Annotated in this window: 6 protein-coding genes; 2 read left to right on the top strand and 4 right to left on the bottom strand. The window is 43.7% G+C overall.

Going from position 1 to position 6,220, the window contains the following annotated elements:
- Positions 1-426 precede the first annotated feature (426 nt).
- Entirely contained in the window at positions 427-951 is a 525-nt protein-coding gene (gene lepB / locus BUE08_RS10290) for a signal peptidase I (RefSeq protein WP_286680891.1), read from the bottom strand.
- Between the two features lie 113 nt (positions 952-1,064).
- Positions 1,065-2,264 (bottom strand): CapA family protein, encoded by a 1,200-nt coding sequence (locus BUE08_RS10285; protein ID WP_286680890.1) that lies wholly within the window; start codon positions 2,262-2,264, stop codon positions 1,065-1,067.
- 179 nt (positions 2,265-2,443) lie between these two features.
- Here BUE08_RS10285 and BUE08_RS10280 point away from each other — a divergent pair, with 179 nt between their 5' ends.
- On the top strand, positions 2,444-3,553 hold the full coding sequence (locus tag BUE08_RS10280) for an ABC transporter ATP-binding protein (protein WP_213950747.1): 1,110 nt from the start codon (positions 2,444-2,446) through the stop codon (positions 3,551-3,553).
- Positions 3,550-4,506, top strand: a complete 957-nt coding sequence (locus tag BUE08_RS10275; protein WP_286680889.1) for a PucR family transcriptional regulator — start codon at positions 3,550-3,552, stop codon at positions 4,504-4,506. The genes BUE08_RS10280 and BUE08_RS10275 overlap by 4 nt, the downstream gene beginning before the upstream one ends.
- On the opposite strand, the gene BUE08_RS10270 is transcribed toward BUE08_RS10275, so the two are convergent.
- The gene (locus BUE08_RS10270; protein ID WP_286680888.1) at positions 4,503-5,582 is read right to left on the bottom strand and encodes a mannose-1-phosphate guanylyltransferase; all 1,080 of its coding nucleotides are present in this window, start codon (positions 5,580-5,582) and stop codon (positions 4,503-4,505) included. The two genes, BUE08_RS10275 and BUE08_RS10270, sit on opposite strands and share 4 nt — an antisense overlap.
- Positions 5,579-6,106, bottom strand: coding sequence for an O-acetyl-ADP-ribose deacetylase (locus BUE08_RS10265; RefSeq protein ID WP_286680887.1), 528 nt, complete (start codon positions 6,104-6,106; stop codon positions 5,579-5,581). The genes BUE08_RS10270 and BUE08_RS10265 overlap by 4 nt, the downstream gene beginning before the upstream one ends.
- Positions 6,107-6,220: the final 114 nt, after the last annotated feature.

The following is a 6,220-nucleotide window of genomic DNA, read 5'->3' as shown; positions in this document are numbered from 1 at the left end:
TCGTATATTTTTGGCTCAACAGGCCCTTTTGTGTTTTGTCCGTCGTTTCCTGTGCCTCCGGCATTAATTTCCTTTTCCGCCATATCCATCACCTTCCCTCCTCTTGCTTAAGACAAGTATACCATGAATAACCGCAATTTTCCATAAAACCTCCGTTTTCCTGCTTTTTAAAACCGACTTATGGCTTAGATATAAAGAAAATTCGACATGACGTGTCAAGAAGTGCCGGGAGAAATAAACGGAATGGGGCCCTCGGGAAGGCGGCCTTTTATGCCGATGGTGGTATGAATAACGCAGAGGGGGAACACAGATGAATAGCACAGAGGGACTGACCCGTGTTCCTCCGCGTGTTCTGCTGGTATGGCGGCGCGCAATAACACAAAAGAACCGTCCCCCTGTGTTCTCCCCCTGTGTTCTCCTGGGTTCTTATTCTAGGCGGCCGGCACGGTTTAGGGGCCAGATTCTGTAGGTGGCTTTGCCGATGATTTCTTTTCTGGAAACGTAGCTGTTGTTCCAAAATCTGCTGTCTTTAGAGTTGTTTCGGTTGTCTCCCATCATAAAATAATGCCCTTCCGGCACTGTGTGTTTTTCAAAATCCCCCCACATCGCCTCTTTTATGTAAGGCTCATCTAGGGGTATGTCGTTTCTGTAAAGCACGCCGTTCTTTATCTCTATGGTATCCCCGCCCTTGCCTATCAACCGCTTTACAAAAATCTGCCGGTGGTCGTCGGGATACCTGAAAACCACAATATCATTATATTGCGGCTCTTGAAATCTATAAACAAACTTATTTACAAGAATCCTGTCGTTTATTTGAATAGTAGGTATCATAGAACCTGTTGGCACTATCATGGGTTCAAAAATAAAGCCCCGCACAAGCAGAGCAAGAACCAGCGCAAACCCGATAGCCTTAATCCACTCTTTTATCTCAGACTTCATCTCTTTTGGCATATATGTCCTCACCGAACCTTAATCAATTTATTTACTTTCGTTATTATATCATAAAATTTGCCGCAAAGTATCCGATCCTATATTTTTGGCAAACTGCTACCTTTGCTCTATCTTTACGCCGGCTTTTTGCCATATCTTACTACATACCTCATTCTGCCGTCTCTTACAAATTTGTCCACCCATGTATCAATTTCTTTTACATCTAATATATAGGTTTTGCCGCTTTCTGCATCTTTTTCAAAAGTTACCTTTATCATAAGCCCTTCTTCTGTATGAGGAAATCTTTGTGCCGATATAAAGTTGCCCATAGAATATATGATATACTTTCGGTGGGGCTGAGCTGTGCCAGGGAAAACCGATTCTCCGGTGTTACCACTATCAGTGCTGCCGGATTCTGTCGGATTTGACTGCTCTGTGTCAGGGATCTCATTTTCTTCGTCAGAATCGCTGACCTCTACCCACTGGCTGGGCTGTGTCACATGGGGATGGCTTGCCACTATCACATCCGCCCCATTTTCCAGCACGAAATGGGCCAGCTCTCTTTGGGCACTCGACGGCATCCTTTGGTATTCCTCTCCAAAATGCAGATACACTATCACTACATCTGCCATCTGTCTTGCTTTTTGAAGGTCTCCTGCTATCAAATCTTTATCTATAAGGTTTACCAGATATTCCTTGCCCTTTGGTATCGGTATGCCGTTTGTGCCATAGGTGTAGGACAAAAACGCCATATTGATTCCATTTACATTCTCTACGGCAATTTGATTTCTGGCTTCCTCTGACTCATATGTCCCTATAGGAATAAGTCCTTTTTCTTTTAAGACCCTTATAGTCCTAAGCGCCCCCTCCGCACCCCTGTCAAGGCTGTGGTTGTTGGATGTCACTATTATGTCAAAGCCTGCATCCCGCAGTGCATCTGCAATTTCGTCAGGGCTGTTGAACATAGGGTAACCGGTGTACTCTTTTTCTTTTCCGCCAAGGGTTGTCTCAAGGTCTGCCATGGCTATATCCGCCCCGGAGATCTGGTCTTTTACCACATGAAAAAACTCCGAGTAATCAAAACTACCCGCTGCGTCATTATAGCCGGCCCATATTTGTCCTTCATGCATCATCACATCTCCTACTGCAAGAAACGTAGCAAAAGTGTTTGCTCCCCTTTCGCTTTTTACCGCTTCCTCATCGAGGAAATCCCTGCTCTCTCCACTCGCTTCCTTTAAAACAGCCGGCCGGGTGGAAGTATGATAAAACACCGCTCCTATTAAGATACTGCAAATAGCAAATACAAGCGCCGCTTTAAACAGTTTTTTCGCCATATAAGGTCCTTTCTTCAAGGTATTATAGAAATATTATACCATATAATTTTTGTTTAAAATGTAGAAGTTACAGCGCAATCTTCTGTTATTTTTTCAATTCAATAAAATCGGCAAATATATTACAATGGATATAATGATTTTGGAATTAATATATTATATAATCGAAGGAGAAGATCTTTATGGCAGGAGTAATATTCAAACACATAAATAAGGTTTACCCCGGCGGGGTGAAGGCTGTTGTAGATTTTGACATGGAAATTAAGGACAAGGAGTTTGTGGTCTTGGTAGGTCCTTCCGGCTGTGGTAAGTCTACGACTCTTCGAATGGTGGCAGGGCTTGAGGAAATTTCCTCAGGCGAGCTTTATATCGGGGATAAATTGGTAAATGACGTATCTCCAAAAGACAGGGATATTGCTATGGTTTTTCAGAACTATGCCCTTTATCCTCATATGAATGTGTATGACAACATGGCTTTCGGCCTTAAGCTTAGGAAAATTCCAAAGGCGGAAATCGACAGGCGCGTGAAGGAAGCTGCCAATATACTGGGTATCGAAAACCTGTTGGACAGAAAGCCTAAGGCGCTGTCCGGAGGTCAGAGGCAGCGTGTGGCTTTGGGAAGAGCCATAGTCCGGGAGCCTCAGGTATTCTTAATGGACGAGCCTTTGTCAAACCTTGATGCAAAACTTCGCGTAAAGATGCGTACTGAAATCGCAAAGCTCCACGACAGGCTTCAGACCACATTTATCTATGTCACCCACGATCAGACTGAGGCAATGACTATGGGCAGCAGGATAGTCGTTATGAAGGACGGCTATATTCAGCAGGTGGACACTCCGCAAAATATATATGATCATCCTGCAAACACTTTTGTGGCAGGATTTATCGGCAGCCCTCAGATGAACTTTATAGATGCGGCTCTTACAAGGGAAGGTGACACTATTTATGTTGCCTTTGAAGGCATAAAGCTGCCAATACCCGACGGAGTGGCTAAGAAACTAGATCTTTCTTATGTAGGCAAAGAGGTAGTCTTAGGCATACGGCCGGAGGATATCCACGATGAACCGGCATTCTTGGACTATTTCCCCGAGTACTGCTTTAGTGTTTTGGTGGATATTATTGAGCTTTTAGGTTCTGAAACCTTCTTGTATCTTACCTTAGGCCAGTATTCTCTTATTGCAAGAGTGGATCCCCGCAGCACCGCCAAGGTGGGAGATAATATTAAGATCGGCTTTGATATGAACAAACTTCATCTTTTTGATAAAGAAACAACAAAGAGGATTCTGGAATGAATGATTTGCTAATACGAGTTTTATCCGAAATAAATGCTAATATAAGGACTGATTTTGCGCTGTTTGACGAAAACGGAAAAATGGTTTTCGGCAGGGAGTCTTTTGGTAAAAATGCCAATGAGAAAAGCATCTTGCTGGCAGGAAAAAGCTATACATTAAAAGCTGCTCTTTCAAAGGAGCAGCTGGAGGATTTTTGTTTTTTTATTGAAAGCATCGTAAAGTCAAGATATGATATGGAGCTTGCCGCTTTTATCCGCGGCAAGCCTTCTCTTGTATCGGATTTTCCTTTTCCTTCAGGCCTTATTCTTATACAAAATGAGGTTTTCTGCTGTGCTCCAAATGACAGCAGTTTTCAGGGCGGCGATGTAGCTGTAAACAGTAATCTTACGGATAAGACCAGGGAATTTGTTGAAGAAGCCTTTGAGGAAGGCATTGTTGTACATATAGACAATATTCTGGCACTTATTCTGCCCATAGAAGACAGGAATGAGCTTAGGGAGGCGGCAGAGGCCCTTTACCAGACTCTGGCAGAGGAAGTATCGGAAAAAACCGCCATCAGTCTGGGGGGTATAGCAGGTTCTCAAGCTGAGCTGTGTAGAGCTTTTGTCAACGCCCAAAAGGCCTTGGAGTTTGCCTGCGGCAAGAGGTTCGGGGTGATGTCCTATGCCGAAATGCCTTTGGAGCTCATTATTTCCCAACTTTCTCCTGAAATACGAAGCGAGTATAAAAACGAGATAGATTTTGAAAGTTTTGATATAGATACGCTCAGCACTATCCGGGTCTTCTTAGACTGCAACCTGCACATTGCAGAAGCAGCCAGAAAGCTTTATATTCACAGGAATACCCTGATTTATCGTCTTGACAAAATTTACGCCATGACAGGCCTTGATTTAAGGGATTTTAATGATGCGCTAAAGATGAAAATCTACCTTATACTTCATGAATTTTTCTAGAGAAGTTCTTTCCTGTCCATTTCCTTTAGTTTGTCCACAACCCGCTTTACGTCTTGGGCTCTTTCTTTTGCACATACTAAAAGCGCATCAGCGGTCTCTACAACAATCATGTTTTCCAAGCCTACCGCCGCCACCAGGTGGCTGTTTGTATATATGACGGAGTTGCGGGTATCTATGTCTATTATATCGCCCCTCATGATGTTTCCGTTTTCATCAGGCGGGAACACTTCTCCCAGTGAATCCCAGGACCCCACGTCGCTCCATCCGAAATCCCCCGGTATCACCACTACATCATCGGATCTTTCCATTATTCCGTAGTCTATGGATATGCTCTGCATTGTGGGATATATTTTTTCTATTTGGCTCCATTCTTCTTCTGTGTCAATATAGGGCTCCAATTCCATTAAGCTTCTGTAAAGCTTTGGCAAAAATCTTTCGAAATTTTTTAATATAACTGATACCTTCCATATAAACATACCGCTGTTCCAAAGGTAATTTCCGCTTTCAAGGTATTGTTTAGCCTTTGAAAAAGGCGGTTTTTCTATAAAATCCACTACCTCGTAGGCAAGTCTTCCATCGCCGGATATAAAGTTATCCCTATTGTATCTGATATAGCCGTATCCGGTAGATGCAAATGTAGGTTTTATGCCTATCGTCACCAGTTTATCCGTGCTTTCGGCAATTTCGTAAGCCGCCTCTAAAATCCTTCTAAATTCAGTCACATTCTTTATGTAGTGATCCGATGGAAAGACGCCCATTACAGCATCTTTCCACCGCTTTTTGATAGTCATTGCCGCATATCCTATACATGCCGCAGTATTTCGCCCCACCGGCTCCAGCAGTATGTTCTCGTCTTTTATCTCCTCTGAAACCGCCTCCTGCAGTGTATTTTCTTGGGCCTTGTTGGCAACTATCATTATGTTATCCACCGGCACGATTTCTTTGATTCTCTTTATGGTGTTGTTTATCATTGTGTCTTCGCCTGCTATGTGCAAAAACTGCTTAGGCGTATTAATTCTGCTCAGCGGCCAAAATCTTGTTCCTCCGCCGCCTGCCATTATTACTCCGTGTCTCATATCAGCCCCCCTTTTTCGATTTCTTCCAAGGCTTTTTCGTATGCCTCCCTGGTTCTTTTGTCAAAGCAAACTATATAGACTTTTTCGATGTTGCTGTCGTTTTTTAGAAAATTTACTATCTCCCTTACCGCAATCCTTGCCGCCCTGTCTACCGGAAACCTATATGCTCCTGTGCTTATCGATGGAAAGGCGATGGTTTTTATGCCGTGTTCTACTGCAAGCTTTAGGGAGTTTTTGTAGCAGGATGCAAGAAGCTCGTCTTCTCCTGTTACTCCTCCGTGCCACACCGGTCCTACTGTGTGTATGACATATTTTGCAGGCAGATTGTAGCCTTTTGTAATCTTTGCCCCGCCTGTCTCGCAGCCTCCAAGTTTCCTGCACTCTTCCAAAAGTCCCGGTCCTGCCGCCCGATGTATGGCGCCGTCCACTCCTCCTCCGCCGAGAAGTGTGTTGTTTGCGGCATTTACTATGGCATCTGTTTCCATCTTGGTAATGTCCCCTTGGACAATTTCGATTCTATCCACTGTCACCGCCTCCTGATTTTATTTGATATTCCAAGTTAAAATAGACCTTCTATTCATAATTATAGCATAAAATTTTCGTTGTATACAAAAACAGCTCCGGGGGTTCCGGAGCAT

Source organism: Tepidanaerobacter sp. EBM-49 (assembly GCF_001896645.1).
In the GTDB taxonomy this organism is placed as follows: Bacteria; Bacillota; Thermosediminibacteria; order Thermosediminibacterales; family Tepidanaerobacteraceae; genus Tepidanaerobacter; species Tepidanaerobacter syntrophicus.
Note: the sequence above shows the minus strand (reverse complement) of the source record. Positions and strands in the feature narration are given on the sequence as shown.

What these genes read in the sequence shown, in the direction of transcription:
- lepB (WP_286680891.1), bottom strand. Translation starts at nt 951, where the DNA reads ATGCCAAAAGAGATGAAGTCTGAGATAAAAGAGTGGATTAAGGCTATC.
- BUE08_RS10285 (WP_286680890.1), bottom strand. Translation starts at nt 2,264, where the DNA reads ATGGCGAAAAAACTGTTTAAAGCGGCGCTTGTATTTGCTATTTGCAGT.
- BUE08_RS10280 (WP_213950747.1), top strand. Translation starts at nt 2,444, where the DNA reads ATGGCAGGAGTAATATTCAAACACATAAATAAGGTTTACCCCGGCGGG.
- BUE08_RS10275 (WP_286680889.1), top strand. Translation starts at nt 3,550, where the DNA reads ATGAATGATTTGCTAATACGAGTTTTATCCGAAATAAATGCTAATATA.
- BUE08_RS10270 (WP_286680888.1), bottom strand. Translation starts at nt 5,582, where the DNA reads ATGAGACACGGAGTAATAATGGCAGGCGGCGGAGGAACAAGATTTTGG.